At 68.1% G+C, this 14,682-nt stretch carries 8 protein-coding genes; 2 read left to right on the plus strand and 6 right to left on the minus strand.

The window, feature by feature from the left end:
* Window positions 1-35: 35 nt before the first annotated feature.
* From tkt to ACE3OK_RS01545, 4 genes are all read right to left on the minus strand, one after another.
* Window positions 36-2,021, minus strand: a complete 1,986-nt coding sequence (tkt, locus tag ACE3OK_RS01530; protein ID WP_374247749.1) for a transketolase — start codon at window positions 2,019-2,021, stop codon at window positions 36-38.
* A 172-nt stretch (window positions 2,022-2,193) separates the two neighbouring features.
* A complete protein-coding gene (gene aceE, locus ACE3OK_RS01535) occupies window positions 2,194-4,884 on the minus strand; it encodes a pyruvate dehydrogenase (acetyl-transferring), homodimeric type (protein ID WP_374247750.1) in 2,691 nt (896 codons plus the stop codon).
* Window positions 4,885-5,005: 121 nt separating this feature from the next.
* Window positions 5,006-7,057 (minus strand): diguanylate cyclase, encoded by a 2,052-nt coding sequence (locus tag ACE3OK_RS01540; protein ID WP_374247751.1) that lies wholly within the window; start codon window positions 7,055-7,057, stop codon window positions 5,006-5,008.
* A 45-nt stretch (window positions 7,058-7,102) separates the two neighbouring features.
* On the minus strand, window positions 7,103-9,403 hold the full coding sequence (locus ACE3OK_RS01545; protein ID WP_374247752.1) for an NADP-dependent malic enzyme: 2,301 nt from the start codon (window positions 9,401-9,403) through the stop codon (window positions 7,103-7,105).
* A 54-nt stretch (window positions 9,404-9,457) separates the two neighbouring features.
* On the opposite strand from ACE3OK_RS01545, the gene ACE3OK_RS01550 reads away from it, so the two are divergent.
* Window positions 9,458-10,789 (plus strand): hypothetical protein, encoded by a 1,332-nt coding sequence (locus ACE3OK_RS01550; protein ID WP_374247754.1) that lies wholly within the window; start codon window positions 9,458-9,460, stop codon window positions 10,787-10,789.
* A gap of 9 nt (window positions 10,790-10,798) precedes the next feature.
* On the opposite strand, the gene ACE3OK_RS01555 is transcribed toward ACE3OK_RS01550, so the two are convergent.
* Together ACE3OK_RS01555 and rsgA are read right to left on the minus strand one after the other, a co-directional pair.
* A complete protein-coding gene (locus ACE3OK_RS01555) occupies window positions 10,799-12,052 on the minus strand; it encodes a flavohemoglobin expression-modulating QEGLA motif protein (protein WP_374247755.1) in 1,254 nt (417 codons plus the stop codon).
* 126 nt (window positions 12,053-12,178) lie between these two features.
* Window positions 12,179-13,297: a ribosome small subunit-dependent GTPase A gene (rsgA, locus tag ACE3OK_RS01560; RefSeq protein WP_374247756.1), complete on the minus strand. Its 1,119-nt coding sequence runs from the start codon at window positions 13,295-13,297 to the stop codon at window positions 12,179-12,181.
* A gap of 90 nt (window positions 13,298-13,387) precedes the next feature.
* Here rsgA and ACE3OK_RS01565 point away from each other — a divergent pair, with 90 nt between their 5' ends.
* The gene (locus tag ACE3OK_RS01565) at window positions 13,388-14,647 is read left to right on the plus strand and encodes a pyridoxal phosphate-dependent aminotransferase (RefSeq protein ID WP_374247757.1); all 1,260 of its coding nucleotides are present in this window, start codon (window positions 13,388-13,390) and stop codon (window positions 14,645-14,647) included.
* Window positions 14,648-14,682: the final 35 nt, after the last annotated feature.

Genomic DNA, 14,682 nt, shown 5'->3' on the forward strand with positions numbered 1-14,682 from the left:
TCGGAATCATCGCGAGGGGCAGACTACGCCGGTTTTCAGAGTGCGTTGCTGACCTCGATCAAGCGCTCGAGGGTGATGCCGAAATGCACGAACAACTTGTCCGCCGGGGCGCTGGCACCGAAGCTGTCGATGCCGACCACCGCGCCATCCAGGCCCACGTACTTGCGCCAGAAATCGGTGACGCCGGCTTCCACGGCCACGCGCTTGCGGCAGGCAGCGGGCAGCACGGATTCGCGGTACGCCGCGTCCTGCCGGTCGAACACGTCGGCGCAGGGCATCGACACCACGCGCACGCCGTCGCCCAACTGCGCGGCCGCCTGCATGGCCAGCCCGACCTCGCTGCCGGTGGCGATCAGGATGATCTCCGGCACGCCCACGCTGTCCTTCAGCACGTAGCCACCGCGCGCAATGGCGGCCACTTGCGCGTCGCTGCGCGGCTGGTGCGGCAGGTTCTGGCGGCTGAACACCAGGCAGGACGGGCCGTTGGCGCGGGTGATGGCCGCCTTCCACGCCACCGCCGATTCCACCGCATCGCAGGGACGCCACACGTCGTTGTGCGGGATGTAGCGCAGCGAGGCGATGTGCTCCACCGGCTGGTGGGTGGGGCCGTCCTCGCCGAGGCCGATCGAGTCGTGGGTGTAGACGTGGATGGCGCGAATATCCATCAACGCGCTCATCCGCACCGCATTGCGGGCGTAGTCGGAGAACACCAGGAAGGTGGCGTCGAACGGGAGGAAACCACCGTGCAGGGCCAGGCCATTGCTGATTGCGGTCATGCCGAATTCGCGCACGCCGGAATGGATGTAGTTGGCGTTGGCGTCCGTGCTGGCCACCGACTTGCAGCCCTTCCAGGTGGTCAGGTTGGAATGCGCCAGGTCGGCCGAGCCGCCCACCAGCTCCGGCAGCAGCGGCGCGAAGGCTTCGATGGCGTTCTGCGAGGCCTTGCGGCTGGCGATCACCGGGCCGTCCTGCTGCAGCTTGGCGATGAAGGCATCGGCGGCCGCCTCGAAACCCTGCGGCAGCGCGCCGGCCATGCGGCGCAGGAACTCGCCGGCCAATTCCGGGTGCGCCGCCTGGTACGCGGCGAACGCGGCATTCCAGCGCGCCTCGCTGCCGGCGCGATCACGCGCGCGCCAACCGTCGTAGATGGTTTGCGGGATCTCGAACTCGCCGAAGTTCCAGCCCAGCGCCGCGCGGGTGGCCGCCACTTCGTCCTTGCCCAGCGGCGCGCCGTGGCTGGATTCCTTGCCGGCCTTGGCCGGCGAGCCGAAACCAATCGTGGTGCGGCAGCAGATCAGCGTGGGCTTGTCCACGGAGGTCAGCGCGGCCTCGATCGCGGCCTTGATCGCGGCGGCATCATGCCCGTCCACGGCGCGGATCACGTTCCAGCCGTAGGCCTCGAACCGCTTCGGCGTGTCGTCGCTGAACCAGCCATCGGTGTTGCCGTCGATGCTGATCTTGTTGTCGTCCCAGAACGCGATGAGCTTGTGCAGGCCCCAGGTGCCGGCCAGCGACGCGGCCTCGTGGCTGATGCCTTCCATCAGGCAGCCGTCGCCCAGGAACACCCAGGTGCGGTGATCGACGATGGTGTGGCCGTCGCGGTTGAAGTGCTGCGCCAGCAGTTTTTCGCCCAACGCAAACCCCACCGCGTTGGCAATGCCCTGCCCCAGCGGCCCGGTGGTGGTTTCCACCCCCGGGCAAACATGATTTTCCGGGTGGCCGGCGGTCTTGCTGCCCAGCTGCCGGAACTGCTTCAAGTCCTCGATGGACAGGTCATAACCGCTCAGATGCAGCAACGCGTATTGCAGCATCGAGCCGTGGCCGTTGCTGAGAACGAAGCGGTCACGGTCGTGCCAGCCGGGATTGGCCGGATTGCACTTCAGGTAGTCGTTCCACAGCACCTCGGCGATGTCGGCCATGCCCATCGGCATGCCCGGATGCCCGGAATTGGCGGCCTGCACCGCGTCGATGGCAAGGAAACGGATGGCGTTGGCGAGTTCGCGGCGGGTGGGGGCAGTCATGGCAGAGGGCAAAGCGGAGGGAACGCCCATTGTCCCATGTCCGGACGGGGTGGGGGTGCGGCGGGCAGCAGACATGCCCCCCGCCCGTGCCGGACGCAGCCAACCCTTGCGTCACCCGCCATCGCTCCGGCCGGCCCTTGCAGGCCGACCGGGGATGCGCGCGCGGGTCAGGTCAGGCCAGCAGCGGGTTGGGTTTGTCGGCGTCGAGCTTGTAGAGCTTGAGCGCGCGGGTGACGTCCTTGGCGGTGAGCTTGCCGTCGGCGGCCAGCGCCGCGACCGCGGCATGGGCGACGTGGTAGCGGTCCACCTCGAAGTGGCGGCGCAGGTTCTCGCGGGTGTCGCTGCGGCCGTAGCCGTCGGTGCCCAGCACGCTGTAGCGCATCGGCACGTATTCGCGAACCTGGTCGGCGAAGGCGCGCACGTAGTCGGTGGCGGCGATCGCGGGGCCCTGGCGGCCCTCCAGCAACTGCGTGACCCACGGCTTGCGCGCAACCTTGGCTTCGGGGTGGAAGCGGTTCCAGCGTTCGGCATCCACGCCGTCGCGGGCCAGTTCGGTGAAGCTGGGGCAGGACCACAGGTCGGCCTTGATGCCGAAGTCCTTGTCCAGCAGTTCGGCGGCGGCAATCACTTCGCGCAGGATGGTGCCGCTGCCCAGCAGTTGCACGCGCAGCTCGCCCTTCTTGCCCTTGCCGGCATCCTGCAGCAGGTACATGCCCTTGATGATCCCCTCGGCGCTGCCTTCCGGCATTTCCGGGTGGGTGTAGTTCTCGTTCATCAGGGTGATGTAGTAGTACTCGTCGCGCTGCTCGGCCAGCATCCGCTGCATGCCGTGCTGGATGATGGTGATGACCTCGAAGGCGAACGTGGGGTCGTAGCTGCGCACGTTCGGGATCAGCGCCGCCTGCACGTGCGACTGCCCATCCTCGTGCTGCAGGCCCTCGCCGTTGAGCGTGGTGCGGCCGGCGGTGCCGCCCAGCACGAAGCCGCGCGCGCGCATGTCGCCGGCCTGCCAGGCAAAGTCGCCGAAGCGCTGGAAGCCGAACATCGAGTAGTAGATGTAGAACGGCAGCATCTGCAGGTCGGAGACGCTGTAGCTGGTGGCCAGCGCCATCCAGCTGGCGAACGCACCGGCCTCGGTGATGCCTTCCTGCAACACCTGCCCGGCCGCGTCCTCGCGGTAGAACATCAGCTGGTCGGCATCCACCGGCTTGTACTTCTGGCCCTGCGGGGCATAGATGCCGAGCTGGCGGAACAGGCCTTCCATGCCGAAGGTGCGTGCTTCGTCGGCCACGATCGGCACGCAGCGCGGGCCCACCTGCTTGTCGCGCAGCAGGATGTTGAGCATCTGCACGAACGCCATGGTGGTGCTGATCTCGCGCTCGCCGGTGGACTTCAGCAGGCGCTCGAAAGTGGCCAGCGGCGGCACTTCCAGCGGCTTGCTGGCCTGCTGCCGGCGCTGCGGCAAATGCCCGCCGAGGGCGGCGCGGCGATCGCGCATGTACTGGATTTCCGGCGATTTGTCGTCCGGGCGGAAGAACGGGATGGCGCCATCCTTCAGCTGCTCGTCGCTGATCGGCAACTGGAAGCGGTCGCGGAACGCGCGCACCGCGTCGTTGTCCAGCTTCTTGGTCTGGTGGGTGGGGTTGAGCGCCTCGCCGGCACTGCCCATGCCGTAGCCCTTCACGGTCTTGGCCAGGATCACGGTGGGCTGGCCGACGGTCTTCACCGCCGCGTCATAGGCCGCGTAGACCTTGTGCGGATCGTGGCCACCGCGGTTGAGGCGCCAGATGTCGTCGTCGCTCAGGCTGGACACCATCGCCAGCGTTTCCGGGGTCTTGCCGAAGAAGTGCTCGCGCGTGTAGGCGCCGCCGAACGCCTTGCAGTTCTGGTACTCGCCGTCGAGGGTGTCCATCATGATCTTGCGCAGCTGGCCGCCGCTGTCCTTGGCCAGCAGCGGGTCCCAGTAGCTGCCCCAGATGGTCTTGATGACGTTCCAGCCGGCGCCGCGGAACTGGCCTTCGAGGTCCTGGATGATCTTGCCGTTGCCGCGCACCGGGCCGTCCAGCCGCTGCAGGTTGCAGTTGATGACGAACACCAGGTTGTCCAGCCCTTCGCGCCCGGCAACACCAATGGCACCCAGCGATTCCGGCTCGTCGGTTTCGCCGTCGCCGAGGAAGCACCACACCTTGCGGCCGGTCTTCGGCAGCATGCCGCGCGCTTCCAGGTACTTCATGGCGCGCGCCTGGTAGATCGCGGCCAGCGGGCCCAGGCCCATGCTCACGGTGGGGGTCTGCCAGAAATCCGGCATCAGCCACGGGTGCGGGTAGCTGGAGATGCCACGGCCATCCACTTCCATCCGGAAGTTTTCCAGCTGGTCTTCGCTGATGCGGCCTTCGAGGAAGGCGCGCGCGTAGAAACCGGGGGCGCAATGGCCTTGCAGGAACAGCAGGTCACCGGGGTGGTCGCCGCTGGGGGCACGCCAGAAGTGGTTGAAGCCGACGTCGTACAGGGTGGCGGAGCTGGCGAAGCTGGCGATGTGCCCGCCCAGTGCGCCCGGCTTGCGGTTGGCGCGTACCACCATCGCCATCGCGTTCCAGCGGATGATCGAGCGGATCCGCCATTCCAGGTGCGCATCCCCGGGCATGTGCGGCTCCATGTGCACGGGAATGGTGTTGATGTAGGCGGTGGCGGGCGCGAACGGCATGTGCGCGCCGGCACGGCGGGTCAGTTCCACCATGCCTTCCAGCAACTGGTGCGCGCGCTGCGGGCCGTCGTGGTCGATGACCGCCTTCAGCGATTCGATCCACTCGCGCGACTCTTGCGGGTCGGGGTCGTTCTGCAGCATTTCGTTGAGCCAGTTCATCGCGCGCTCCATCACCTGAAAAGACGGTCAAACGGCGAGTCTAGCAAGGCCCGGGGAGAATTGATGCTGCATTGCAGCTCAATTTCAGTAATTACCCGGGTAATTATTAAAATGCCGATTTTCAGCCACCGACAACCTCGGGAATACCGTCCGCGGGAATCCCGAACTGCCGCTCGATGGTCGGGCCATGCACGACCTCCAGCCGCACGTGCCCGGCATGGCTGGCCGCCAGCAGGTCCTGGCCGAGGACGGCGATGTCCAGCGCGCCCCTCGCCGTCACCAGCATGGCCTGGTTGCGACCACTGGCCTTGGCGCGATACAGCGCCAAGTCCGCCACCTGGACCAGCGCTTCGATGTCGGTGATGCCGCCGAAAGGCGACAACAGGCAGCCTGCGGATACCGAGACGGTAATGGCCTGCCCGTCGATCGGCACCGGCGTGCAGGCAATCGCCTGCAACACGCGCCCGGCCAGCATCGGCAAGGCATCGGCGCGCGCGTTGGGCAGCAACAGCAGGAATTCCTCGCCGCCCCAACGCACCACCGCGTCATGCGCGCGCAACAGCCCTTGCAGGCGTTTGGCCACCTCCACCAGCACGCGATCGCCCGCCGCATGGCCGTGGGTATCGTTGACGCGCTTGAAGAAATCGATATCGAGCAGCATCACCCCCAGCGTCGGCATCGCCGCCGGCGCGGCGGCCAGCGCCGCCTGCGTATGCTGCCGCAGCAAGGCATGGCCCTGGCGGCGGTTGAACGCGCCGGTCAGGGCGTCGTGGGAGGATTGCTCGGCCAGCACCGCCACGTCATCGGACAGCCTGCGATTGGCCTGGCGCACCCGCGCCAACCATTGCACCAGCAGGACGGCAGCCAGCAGCAGCGCCAATGCCAGCACGATCCACATGGTGCGTTGCGAGGCCTGCGCCGCCAGCTGCGCTGCTTTCACCCGGTTGGCATCGGCCAGACGCTCGATTTCACGCTGGCGCGTTTGCGCCGAATACTTTTCCTGCAATTCCAGCACCGCACGATCGCGCATCTGCTGGGCAAGCTCCTCCTGCAAGGCGGTGATCGACTTCAGGGTTGCATAAGCCTCCCGATAGCGACCGGCAAGCTCGTAAATCCCCGCCAGTTCCTGGGTGGTGCCGATCACGTCGTTCAACGTACCGACCTTGCGCGACACGTCGATCGCCCCCTGCACATCGGCGATGCCGGCATCCAACTGCCCAAGATGGGCCTTGGCCACGCCGGCATTGGTGGCCGCGAATGCCCCCCCCAACGCATCGCCATCACTGGCCGCCAAGGCGGCCGCCTGCTGCGCGTAATCCAGTGCCTTGCGGTAATCCTGCGCCTGCAGCCAGTAATCGGACAGGTTCGACAACAGGATGATCCGCGTGGCGGAAAGCAAAGGGTCGTTGCCCGCGATCTCCAGCCCCCGCAGGTACGCTTGCAGCTGGAGCACCGGCTGCTTGCTGCCGGAGTAGGCAAACCCCAGGTTGAGCTGGATGTCGGCCATGATCCGGCGATAGCCAATGCGTTCGGCCAGTGCCATGGCATCGCGGGCCACCGCCTCCGCACGGGCGTAATCACCAAGGTAGGCGTTGAGCACCACCTGCATGTTCATCGCGTCGGCGAGGTCGGCGTTGTATCCCAGGCGGGTTGCCAGCTCGATTGCCGGCAGGATTTCCGCCACTCCCTGGGTGTACAGCCCCTGCGTGCGGTATTGCCCGGCGCGCAAGCGGTGGTAACGCAACTGCGCGGCGGCGTCGGCATGGCCGAAGTCACCGGCAAAACGCTCCAGGCTGCGGCCCGCAGCCACCACATCGCGGCGGGTCAAGTCCAGCTGGGCCTGCGCCAACAAGGCCTCATGTGCACAGGCCGTGCAGTGCTCGCGGGCGGCCATCGCGCCAAGCTGCCCGATGGCATCCTTCGCCAACGACACCAGTTCCGGCTTCTTGCTGCGGCTGGCGTAATCGGCCACCAGGTCGTAATACAGCTGCCGCTGCGACAGGGGCGCATCGGCAGCGGGCCGATCCTCGGCCGCCTGCATGCGCTGCACCGCCACCGCCGAAGACACGGCACCATGCGCATGCAGATCCTGCGCGATCACGGCCAGGCGTTCGCCGGCGTGCGCCAGCGGCGAGAGCAGAAGCAGCAGGGCAAGCAGGCCGATGCGGGTCATGCCCGCAGTATCCACGTATTGTGCGTGCCCGGCCATTGATCCATGTCATCCCCCACGCAGGCGCATTTCGCTGCGGATCTGCGCCTCCACGGCCACGATCGCGGTCATGTTCACCACCCGCCGCGAAGACGAGGCCGGGGTGAGGATATGCGCCGGCTGGTCCAGGCCCATCAGGATCGGGCCGATGGCCACCCCGCCGGTGGCCACGCGGATCAGGTTGTAGGCGATGTTGGCGGCATCCAGGTTGGGAAACACCAGCAGGTTGGCCTGCCCACTCAGGGTGGTGTTGGGGAAGATGCGCCGGCGCAGCGTCTCGTCCCACGCGGTATCGGCCATCATCTCGCCATCGATTTCGAGCTTGGGGGCGCGTTGGCGCACGATGTCCCACGCGCGCCGCATTTTCGCGGCGCTGGCGTCCTGGTGGCTGCCGTAATTGGAATGCGACAGCAGCGCCACCTTCGGTTCGATGCCGAACAGCTTGAGCCGGAACGCCGCCTGCAACGCGGCCTCGGCGATCTGTTCGGCGGACGGGTCCAGCTGCACGTGGGTATCGACGAAGAACCATGCCCCGGTATCGTTGATGACGGCGGTCATCGCGGCGGTGCCGGCCACGCCCTGGTCGAAGTCGAACACGCTGCGCAGGTAGCCCAGCTTCTTGTGGTAGCGGCCCACGATGCCGGTGATCAGGGCGTCGGCTTCGCCACGCTCCACCATCAACGCGGCGATCAGGGTGGGCCGCGAGCGCAGCAGGTTCTTGGCCGCGTCCGGGGTCACGCCGCGGCGTTCGGTCAGCGCGTGGTATTGGCGCCAGTAATCGTCGAAGCGTGGATCGTCGTTGATGTTGGTGAGCTCGAAGTCCACCCCCGCGCGCATGCGCAGGCCGAGTTTCTCGATGCGGCTTTCGATGACCTCGGGGCGGCCGATCAGCACCGGGAAGGCCAGCCCCTCATCCACCACCGTCTGCACCGCCTGCAACACCACGTACTCTTCGCCCTCGGCATACACCACGCGCTTGCGGTTGGCGCGCGCGCGCTCGTACACCGGCTTCATCATCAGGCTGGTGCGGTGGATGAACTGGCCCAGTTTCTCGGCATAGGCCGCCAGGTCCGGCAACGGGCGGGCGGCCACGCCGGATTCCATCGCTGCCTGCGCCACCGCCGGCGCCAGGCAGGTCAGCAGGCGCGGATCGAACGGCCGCGGGATCAGGTATTCGCGACCGAAGCGCGGCACTTCGCCACCGTAGGCGGTGCCGAGATCGGAGGCTTCCTTGCGCGCCAGCGCGGCGATCGCGCGCACGCAAGCCAGCTTCATCGCCTCGTTGATCTGGGTGGCACCCACGTCCAGCGCGCCACGGAAGATGTACGGGAAGCAGACCGCGTTGTTGACCTGGTTGGGGTAGTCACTGCGGCCGGTGGCGATGATCGCGTCCGGGCGCACCCGCTTGGCGTCCTCCGGCAGGATTTCCGGATACGGGTTGGCCAACGCCAGGATCACCGGATTGGGCGCCATCGCGGCCACCATCTCGGCCTTGAGGATGCCGCCGGCGGACAGCCCCAGGAACACGTCGGCACCTTCCACGATCTCGGCCAGGGTGCGCTTGTCGGTGGCGCGCGCGTAGCGCGCCTTGTCCGGGTCGAGATTGGGGCGACCGCTGTGGATCACGCCTTCGCGGTCGTACGCCAGGATGTGCTCCGGCTTCACACCCAGCGCCACCAGCATGTCCAGGCAGGCAATGCCGGCCGCACCGGCGCCGGTGGTGGCCAGTTTCACGTCCTCGATCTTCTTGCCCGCCACTTCCAGCGCGTTCAGCACCGCAGCGCCGACGATGATCGCGGTGCCGTGCTGGTCATCGTGGAACACCGGGATGTGCATGCGCTCGCGCAGCTTGCGCTCGACGATGAAGCATTCCGGCGCCTTGATGTCTTCCAGGTTGATGCCACCGAAGGTGGGCTCCAGGCTGGCGATGATGTCCACCAGCTTGTCGGGGTCACGTTCGTTGATTTCCAGGTCGAACACGTCGATGCCGGCGAATTTCTGGAACAGCACGCCCTTGCCTTCCATGACGGGCTTGCCGGCCAGCGGGCCGATGTCGCCCAAACCCAGTACTGCGGTGCCGTTGGAAATCACCGCCACCAGGTTGCCGCGTGCGGTGTAGTCGCTGGCTTTGGCCGGATCGGCGGCGATCTCTTCGCAGGCGAACGCCACACCCGGCGAGTAGGCCAGCGCCAGATCGCGCTGGGTCACCATCGGCTTGGTGGCGGTGACCTTGATCTTGCCCTTGGGCTCCATCCGGTGGTAATCGAGGGCGGCCTGTTTCAGATCGTCGCTGGCGGGGATATCGGACATCGGCACAAATCCGGACTGCGGATGCGTGATGATACCGCCTCCGGCCTCCGTGCCTTGCCGCATCGCCTCCTGGTGAACCCGCTGCGCCTCCCGACCCCCGCGCTGGTGACTGCGGCCTTCCTCGCCTGCGTGCTGTTGCTGCAATGGCCGCTGCTCTTCAACCCCGGCTATTTCAGCCATGACGAGTTGCAATGGGCTGTGTTTGCCACCGCCCACGCCCCGGCCGGATGGCGGCAGCCCGAGGTGTTCCAGTACCGCCCGCTGACCTTCACCCTCTGGATGGCCCTGTCGCGGGGCCTGTTCGCCACCCCGATGCTGTTCCACGCCGTGCTGGTGGCCTGGGGCACGGCCAATGCCGGCCTGTTGCTGCGGGTTGGGCGCGGTTTCGGCATGCGCGCCTGGCCGGCCCGGTTGGGGGCGCTGGTGTTCGCCTGCGGGCCGTTCGCGGCGCTGGTGCATGGCTGGGTGGGCTGCATCGCCGACCTGCTGTGGCTGACCTGCGCGCTGCTGCTGGCGCTGTGCGTGCAGCGCCTGCGCCAGCCGTGGTGGGCGGCACTGGCGGCACTGCTGCTGACCTCCTGCGCGCTGCTGGCGAAAGAGGCGGCCTTCGCGCTGCCGCCGCTGTTGCTGCTGGCCTGGTGGCTGGATGGCCGCCGGCGCACGTGGCTGGCGGCGCTGCTGGCGTCCACGCTGGCCTGTGCGCTGTATCTGGCGGTGCGCTGGCAAGCCCTGTTGCACGCGCCGCGGATGGGGGCGCAATACACGCTGGACATCGCCCACGTGCCGCTGCGCTGGCTGGAGTACCAGCTGTTCGCGCCGCTGCTGCCGGCGCTGGAGACCTACACCAGCCTGCAGTGGCCGGGGCTGGCGCTGCTGGCGGGGGCGCTGTGGCTGTGGCTGGTGCAGGCACTGTGCCGTGCCGGCCGGCGATGGGCGCTGCTGTTCCTGCTGGGGGGCGTTGCCGCCTTGCTGCCGGCATTGCCGCTGGCGGCCAGTTGGAACCAGTACGGTTACGGCTTCGCCGCACTGGGCAGCATGGTCGTGGCGGCGGCGTGGCCGCAGGCATCGCGATGGGCGCGCAGCGGCATCGTCCTGTTCGCCGTACTCACGCTTGCACATGGCGGGCTGGTGATGTGGCGCATCCGCGAGGTGGGCCGCCTCCAGGCGGTGTTCTCGCCGGCCCTGGCGCGCGCGGTGGCGCAGCACCCCGGCACGCTGGTGGTGCGCCCGGTTGCGGGGGCGAAGGCGTGGGTATTCCGCCGCCTGACCCACGATATCCCCGCCTATGACGGCGTGCCGATCGGTACCCGGGTACGGCTGGTGGAAGGCGATGCACCCGCCGACATGCAGATCGAGGCGGACGGCCAGCTGCGGCCGCTGCCCTGACGCCGCGCCTCAGATCTCGGGCACGGTGTCGGCGGCCACCACCTGTTCCAGCCGGATCTTGTTGGCGAACAGCGAAAACGCCAGCGACCCCGCCAGCCCGTTGGCGCGTGCCACCCACGGCGGCAACCAGCGCGGTTCCTGCAACACGCCGGCATCGAACAACGGCTCGAAGCGCTGCACGTCGCCCAGTGTCATCTTCCCCGCGAACAGCAGGCGACACAGGCGCAGCCGCCCGCGCTTGAGCGCCCAGCGGAAGAAGGTGTGCACGCCGATCAACCCGCGCAGATAAACGGTGTCCTTGGTGAACGCCGCGCCGCCACTGGTGGGCACGCCGCGAAACACGCGTTGCGCCGACGTGAAGCTCTCCACTTCGTTTTGCCCCGACGCCAGGAAATAGCGGAACACCTGGATGAAATCCGCACCCTCCAGCGCCATCGCCACCGCCTCGATGCGCAGGCTGACCCGCTTCATGCGTTCGATGTCGATGCTGCCGGTGATCTGTTCGGCGAACACCGCCAGGCCTTCCTGGGTCGCGGTGATGCGCGGCGAGGACAGTGCCAGGCTTGGCAGCACCGCCTGTTGCTGGCCATTGAGCGCGGTAAGCGAATGCACCAACGCTTCGTGCTGCAGCAACTGCTGGAAGTCGTAATCGGAAAACGCGGCACCTGCACGGAGGCGGATCTTGCTGGCCCCGGCAGCAGCCTTGGCGATCAGGTCCGGGTCCAGCTCCACGCCAACCACGCGGGCATCGAAGAAATCGTCCAGCGCAGACTGCAGGCGCAAGGCCAGCGCAGTGGCGGAAATCTCCACCTGTTCGGATGCCGCCAGCAACTCGCGGTCCAGCTCGTCGGCCACCAGCAGGAAATGGTTGGCCGCCGCGCGCGCACTGGTGCCGCCCGGCAAAGCCTGGTCCGGCGTACCGAACAGCGCCATCGACAGATCCGTGACCTGGCGGGTGCCGAGCTGCTCCAGCAATTCGGCCGCCAGCACCCAGCCCTGCGCGGATTCCACCAGGTACTGGCCCAGCGGATGCGACGGGTCGGCGGCCGCGGCCACCGCGGCCAATTCACGGCGCGCCTCGGAGAAATCATGCCGCGGGTACCGATAGTCCGGCAGCCGGGGGTTGCCGCGCGCCCAGCCGGCCAGAAAAGCCTGCTGCTCGCTGGCGGGCCAACTGGCCAGGCTCAGCAGGCGAATGCCCTTGGCCGCCTTGGCCATGCGCGCATCCAGCGCGGCGTGATGAGTGATGGCGGAGGTGCTCATGCCGTTGCCCCCTCCGCTGCCTGCAGGGGCGGGTTGGGGAGGGGCTGCCCTTCGCTTGCAAGCTCCGCGCACCGCATTGCGCACCCCCTCCCAACCGCCCCCCGTACCCGGCGGGAGGTCACAAACTCAATGCTTTCCATATTTCCCGTCCAGCCGCTTGCCGGGGGCCTTGCCCTGCACGCGCGCTTCGGCCTTCTGCGCCAAGCGCGTCGCCAGTTGGTTCGCCGCGCCCGCCACTTCGCCGCTGAGCTTGCCGAAATTGGCCACACGTTCGGCATCCAGTTCGCCGCGCTCCACAGCCGCGCGGACCGCGCAACCGGGTTCCTTCGCATGTTTGCAATCACGGAAGCGGCATTGCCCGGCCAGCGTCTCGACATCGGCGAAACTCTCCGCCACGTCCTCCTCGCCGGTAGGCTTGAGTTCGCGCATGCCGGGGGTATCGATCAGGCAGGCCCCCGACGCCAGCGCCAGCAGTGCGCGGTGGGTGGTGGTGTGGCGGCCGCGCGCGTCGTTTGCGCGCACCGCGCCGGTTTTCATCCTTTCGATGCCCAGCAGGGTGTTGGTCAGGGTCGATTTGCCCGCGCCGGAGCTACCCACCAGCACGACACTCTGGCCGGCAGCCAGCCACGGCGCCAATGCTTCGGCGGCGACGGCATCCTTCGCATTCAATGCCAGCACCGGCACCTGCAACGCACGCAACGCCTCCCGTGCCACCCCGACATCGGCACCCTCCTTGTCGGACTTGGTCAGCACGACCACGGGCTGCACGCCGCTGCCGGCCACCAGCAGCAGGTAGCGCTCGATCCGGCGCGGGTTGAAATCCCCGTCCAGCCCGCAGACCACGAACGCGGTGTCGATGTTGGCGGCGATCACCTGCTGGCGGTAATGCTCGCCGGCCGCGCCGCGCTTGATGGCGGAAAAACGCGGCAGCAGCGCGACGATCCGCAGCGACTTCGGTGCCAGGCCCTCCACCAGCACCCAGTCGCCCACCGCGGGGCGCGCTTCGGGGCTGATGTCGCCCCTGCGATAACTGCCGGCGCGTTGCCATTCCGGCAAGGATTCGACCGGATGCACCTCATCGATGGCTTCCGACACCCGGTAGCCGCTGCGGTGCTGCTCCACCACCCGCGCCGCCCGCGCCTGCGGATGCGCAGCCAGCAATGCATCCCAACCGGGCGGCAGGGGGGCAGATGCCCAGTGCCAGCCGATGGCGGAAAGGGCGGCAGCGGGCGTCATGGGCGGCATTCGGGGGATTCTAGCCCCGTCGGGAAGCGGCCATGCCGTGGTGCGCCAATTCCGCTAGTCTTGCACTCCCCCAGCCAGCAGCTTGCCCCGATGTCGTCGTTCAACCCCCGCAACAAGATCGCCACCCGCACCCGCCTCACCGAAGTCCGTTACGAAATCCGCGGCGAGCTGGCGCGTCGCGCGCGGGAGCTGGAAGGCCAGGGCCGCAAGCTCATCAAGCTCAACATCGGCAACCCCGGCGCGTTCGGGTTCCGTGCCCCGGAGCACCTGCAGGACGCCATCGCCGGGCGCATCGCCCGCACCGACCCCTACACCCACCAGCAGGGCCTGCCGGAAGCGCGCGAGGCCATCGCCGCGTTCCACAAGCAGCGCGGCACGCCGAACGCGGTGCCGGAGCGCGTGTTCGTGGGCAACGGCGTGTCCGAGCTGATCGACATCTCGCTGCGCGCACTGCTCAATCCCGGCGAGGAAGTGCTGGTGCCCTCGCCCGACTATCCGCTGTGGAGCGCCGCCACCATCCTCAACGACGGCCGCCCGGTCTACTACAAGTGCGACCGCGAGAACGGCTTCCTGCCCGATCCCGAGCAGATCGAATCGCTGGTGTCCTCGCGCACCCGCGCGATCGTGCTGATCAACCCGAACAACCCCACCGGCGCGAACTATCCGCGCGCGCTGCTGGAGCGCATCGTCGAGATCGCCCGGCGCTACCGGCTGCTGCTGCTGGTCGACGAGATCTACGACGGCATCCTCTACGACGACGCGGTGTTCCAGCCGGTCGCGCCGCTGGCCGGCGACCTGCCGTGCATGAGCTTCGGCGGGCTGTCGAAGGTGCATCGCGCCTGCGGCTGGCGCGTCGGCTGGGCGGTGCTGAGCGGCGAGCCGCTGGCCTGCGGCGACTTCCACCACGCGCTGGACCTGCTGGGCGCGCTGCGCCTGTGCGCCAACGTGCCGGGCCAGTTCGCCATCGAACAGGCGCTGCACGGCACCGACACCATCGGCGAACTGGTGCGCCCCGGCGGCCGCCTGTACGAAACCCGCCGCGCGCTGATCGACAGCTGCACCGCCAGCCAGCACCTGTCGCTGGTGCCGCCGGCCGGCGCGCTGTACGGCTTCCCGCGCGTGGTCGGCGATGCCGCGCGGGGCTTCGACGACCACGACTTCGCGCTGGAGATGCTGGAACAGGAGGACGTGCTGATCGTCCCCGGCACCAGCTTCAACGTGCCCTACCGCGACCATTTCCGCGTCACCCTGCTGCCGGAGGCACCGGTGCTGCGCGAGGTGTTCGCGCGCATCGACCGGGTGCTGGCACGCCGCGCCGACACCGCACGCGGGCGCACCGCCGTGGCCTGAAACGGCCCGCCTTGATGCGTGTCAGCAGTCCGTTC

Source organism: Thermomonas sp. (genome assembly GCF_041905325.1).
GTDB lineage: Bacteria > Pseudomonadota > Gammaproteobacteria > Xanthomonadales > Xanthomonadaceae > Thermomonas.

Coding starts and splice junctions, on each gene's coding strand:
- ACE3OK_RS01545 (WP_374247752.1), bottom strand. CDS start 9,403: ATGTCCGATATCCCCGCCAGCGACGATCTGAAACAGGCCGCCCTCGAT.
- tkt (WP_374247749.1), bottom strand. CDS start 2,021: ATGACTGCCCCCACCCGCCGCGAACTCGCCAACGCCATCCGTTTCCTT.
- rsgA (WP_374247756.1), bottom strand. CDS start 13,297: ATGCCGCCCATGACGCCCGCTGCCGCCCTTTCCGCCATCGGCTGGCAC.
- ACE3OK_RS01565 (WP_374247757.1), top strand. CDS start 13,388: ATGTCGTCGTTCAACCCCCGCAACAAGATCGCCACCCGCACCCGCCTC.
- ACE3OK_RS01555 (WP_374247755.1), bottom strand. CDS start 12,052: ATGAGCACCTCCGCCATCACTCATCACGCCGCGCTGGATGCGCGCATG.
- ACE3OK_RS01540 (WP_374247751.1), bottom strand. CDS start 7,057: ATGACCCGCATCGGCCTGCTTGCCCTGCTGCTTCTGCTCTCGCCGCTG.
- aceE (WP_374247750.1), bottom strand. CDS start 4,884: ATGAACTGGCTCAACGAAATGCTGCAGAACGACCCCGACCCGCAAGAG.